The sequence below is a fragment of the Armatimonas sp. genome, from assembly GCF_031410135.1.
In the GTDB taxonomy this organism is placed as follows: domain Bacteria; phylum Armatimonadota; class Armatimonadia; order Armatimonadales; family Armatimonadaceae; genus Armatimonas.
Genome location: NZ_JANNYP010000531.1, coordinates 1 through 2,054, shown reverse-complemented (window position 1 = coordinate 2,054; position 2,054 = coordinate 1). Strand labels below are relative to the sequence as shown.

3 protein-coding genes and 2 pseudogenes are annotated in these 2,054 nt (G+C 59.3%); 3 read left to right on the top strand and 2 right to left on the bottom strand.

Translation table 11 applies throughout. The annotated features are described in order from the left end of the window. From RMO15_RS19790 to RMO15_RS19780, 3 genes and pseudogenes are all read left to right on the top strand, one after another. Nucleotides 1-225 (top strand): annotated as a pseudogene (locus RMO15_RS19790) (lipid A export permease/ATP-binding protein MsbA); the annotation flags it as partial. After that, nucleotides 222-893, top strand: a complete 672-nt coding sequence (locus RMO15_RS19785) for a lysophospholipid acyltransferase family protein (protein ID WP_309715854.1) — start codon at nucleotides 222-224, stop codon at nucleotides 891-893. The pseudogene RMO15_RS19790 and the gene RMO15_RS19785, both read left to right, overlap by 4 nt. Before the next feature lie 41 nt (nucleotides 894-934). Then, nucleotides 935-1,384: an SMI1/KNR4 family protein gene (locus RMO15_RS19780; protein WP_309715851.1), complete on the top strand. Its 450-nt coding sequence runs from the start codon at nucleotides 935-937 to the stop codon at nucleotides 1,382-1,384. On the opposite strand, the gene RMO15_RS19775 is transcribed toward RMO15_RS19780, so the two are convergent. Then, complete coding sequence (locus RMO15_RS19775) at nucleotides 1,381-1,773, bottom strand: hypothetical protein (RefSeq protein ID WP_309715848.1); 393 nt, start codon at nucleotides 1,771-1,773, stop codon at nucleotides 1,381-1,383. The genes RMO15_RS19780 and RMO15_RS19775 overlap by 4 nt on opposite strands. 74 nt (nucleotides 1,774-1,847) lie before the next feature. Beyond that, a pseudogene (locus RMO15_RS19770) lies at nucleotides 1,848-2,054 on the bottom strand (hypothetical protein); the annotation flags it as partial.

Genomic DNA, 2,054 nt, shown 5'->3' with positions numbered 1-2,054 from the left:
GATACCCAGACAGAGTCCGTGGTTCAAGAGGCGCTGGGGACGTGGTTCAAGGGCCGCACGACGTTCATTATCGCCCACCGTCTCTCCACGATTGTCAACGCCGATAAGATCGTGGTGCTTCAGGAGGGCAAGATCGCCGAGGTAGGGACCCACACCGAACTACTCGCATCCGGGGGACTCTACAGCCTGCTCTACAACGCACAGCAGCGAGGCATTGACGCGTGAGCACACCCGAAACTCCCCGTCCTTTAACGTTCAAAGTGCGTGCGCTGGCGGCGACGATTGGCGGTCTCGTGCGGCTTCTGGCCGGTACGGCGCGGCTGACCATTGTCGGGGAAGAGGCGGCAATGGCGACGCTAAAGGAGCACCATGGTGGGATATTGGTCACCTGGCACGGTCGCACCCTGCTCTCGCTTTACCGCTATCGCAACCGGGGCTACTGGGCGCTGGTCTCGCTCTCCCGCGACGGCGATATCCAGGCGCGCAACTTCGCCAACTTCGGCTACCAGATTGTCCGTGGCTCCACGGGGCGGAGTGGGGCGCGTGCTGCCGTACAGATGCTCCGCGAACTCGAAAAAGGCGGTGTCCTTGCCTTCACCCCCGATGGCCCTCGTGGCCCCGCACGCAAAGTCCAGCCCGGCGTCGTCTTCTTTGCGAGGCGCTCCGGCAAGCCCATCATCCCCCTCGTCGCCACTGCCACGCCACGCAAACTACTCACCACCTGGGACGATTACCTTATCCCCGCCCCCTTCAGCCGCGCCGCCTGGGTCTTCGGGGAGCCGATCTTTATCGCCCCTGATGAGTCAGACGAAGACGCCTGCCGACGCGTGGAAGAAGCCCTCAATGCCTGTGAAACACAAGCGGAGGGGATGCTGAGCAAACCTACTCCCTAGCCCCCGCCGAGCGGGGGGACTGGGTTCAAGAAAAGCAATCTATGGAATACGAAACGCCGTTAGAGGCGGTTCATAAGCAAATCCGCGCGCTTATTGCAGAGCACGGCAAACCAAGATCATTCACCGGCGGCGTCTCACAGGAAGTCATCGGCGAGATTGCCAAAGACCTTTCCGTGACCCTCCCCGAAGGCTATATCTGGTTTCTCAAAAACTACGGTCATGGGAATATCTTTGGCTCAGAGATCCTCGGGACAGGTTTGGTGAAGCCCTACAGCGTCGTAAAGCGGACGCTGTACTGCCGAGAGCGTGGGATGCCCGCGCACTTTATCGCCATTATGCACTGCGACGAGTACTACCACTGTCTCGATACAGAGACAGGAAAGGTCATGAACTGGAGCCCCTATGAATCGGGTATCTACCTAACTTCGGAGAGTTTCCTAGACTACTTTCTTGAAGACCTGGAAAATGCTGTGCTCAACATGTACGCCTAACCAAGGGATGGCAATGCCCCTAAGTCGGGCTCGACGAACTCTGTGCGTGCCTGCTGACTCTTGAGCAGCTCGGGGCTGTAGTGTTTTTGGATACAGGCGAAGCTCAGAAGATCGGGGTTGGCAGCGACGAACGCTGGCCAGGTTAGGTTTTCTGTGAGGCGGGAGGCGATGAGTCGGGCAAACGCGATAGTGATGGTCTGATGGTAGCCTACCCCGTTCGACTTGGCGGCGTTGTAGCGCTGGATTCCCGTTACAATCGCCGCCTCAGCCTCGTCGTAGGACAGGTAGCTCAGGTAGAGAAATGCCATGCGAACGTGGGCGAAGTGCGTCCACTCGTAGCGCGGAAGGCTGGTGTCTTCAAACGTCGCTAGAAATACATCGTCGGTCATCTTCAAATCCCCGCCGATTGAAAGCGGCGTGTATAGGCGCAAGCGCCACAAAGTCGCTCCGCGACTACAGATTTTTAATCGCGGAGCGATTTCTCAGCCGAAGTATGAGGCTTATAGACGCCGATTTCAACCGGCGGCAATCCGAGTGCACGCACCGCCCAAGGTAGTGCGGATTCGAGCTGGGTGCGCTGAACCGTGCGAACCGTTGGGGCTCCCTCGGGTGGGGGCAGGCCCACCATGCTCGCAAAAAAACCGGCGAGCGCTGCGGCCCACGGTGCGGC